Source organism: Alloalcanivorax xenomutans, from assembly GCF_900217905.1.
In the GTDB taxonomy this organism is placed as follows: domain Bacteria; phylum Pseudomonadota; class Gammaproteobacteria; order Pseudomonadales; family Alcanivoracaceae; genus Alloalcanivorax; species Alloalcanivorax xenomutans.
Map to the genome: position 1 here is coordinate 1 of NZ_OBMO01000042.1, position 1,253 is coordinate 1,253.

At 55.8% G+C, this 1,253-nt stretch carries 1 pseudogene; it reads right to left on the reverse strand.

The annotated features are described in order from the left end of the window. Nucleotides 1-618 (reverse strand): annotated as a pseudogene (locus CRO06_RS19750) (aromatic hydrocarbon degradation protein); the annotation flags it as partial. Nucleotides 619-1,253 lie beyond the last annotated feature (635 nt).

Consider the following 1,253-nt stretch of genomic DNA (forward strand, 5'->3'; position numbering starts at 1 on the left):
GTACCAGCAGTCGGCGTCGGGGCAGAAGGTCTCCTTCCAGTCGAGGCTCATGCTGAGGATGGGCCGCAGTACCGGCTTGGCGGTGACGTCGAGGGTCTCGTACTGGGTGTTGCCGGAGAGGTCGGTGTGGGCGACCAGCTTGGCGTCGGAGTGGAGGGTGACGCGGGTGCCAAAGCCGATGGCGAGACCGCGCCAGATGCTGGTGCCGATGCCCAGGGAGAGGAACAACGGCTCACGGCCATGATTGAAGTACTGGCCGTAGGGCGCGGTTTGCGAGGTGAAGGCCATCAGTTCCTGGGAGTACTTTTCGGAGCCGAGCAAGAGGCCGAGGACCACGGACTGCCCGAGTTCGGTGATGCCGGAGAGATCGGTACGCAATCCGAGCAGGATTTGCTGGGTGGGATCGTCCTGGACCTTGTATTTGCCGTGCTGTTGGCTGTCGGCCTTGAGGTTGGGGTCGGCGTGCATGAGTCCGGCGGTCATTTCGCCACGGGTGTCGCGGGCGAGGAAGGCCGGGTTGTAGTAGGCGGTGGAGACCTGGGTGTTGAACATGGAGAGGGCCTGGACGGTGGCGACATCGCTGGGCAGGACACCATAGGTGGTGGCTATGTTACCCATGTTCGCGCAAGCGATTGCCGGGGCAAGCAACAGCGCCGCGGCCCCCAGGCGCCGCGGCCCAAAGTGGGACTTCAGTCGGGAACGGGAGATCATTTCAGGAAATCCTCCAAAGATTATTGTGGTCGTTATTGCTCTTTTTCTTTTTTGCGCTTTTTTCGCGTTTTCCTTTTTTCTTTTAAAAAAAGAGGCCGTCTTTACGATTGGCAGCCAGAGCCTAGGAGCGGCCGACCGGCGCCCATAACCGGCGATTGAGAATGGTCGGTCACGATTTTTCTTTTTGGTTAAAAAGGGTTTTTAAAACAAAGGGTTGGGGCTATTTTTGGAGGGGGTGCAAGGCGCTGGACGAAGCGATGAAGAGGATAAGAACAAGGGATAAGTAAACAAAAAGATGTCGTTATTCTACCATTTTTCTGTCTTTTTCGGACAAAGGAACGACGCTCTGTCCTTTAATGAAGAGCGACGATGGGATTATTAATTAATCGGGGAAATGTATTTTAAAAAGGGGACAGGAAAAAGGATAACGAATGAACCCTGATGTTATGTAATCGGATGGACTCGCCCTCGCCGAGGCGTCTAGGCGCCACGGTGGCATTCTAAACATGTCAACGACAGCGAGGGCGAGCCCATGAAACAGC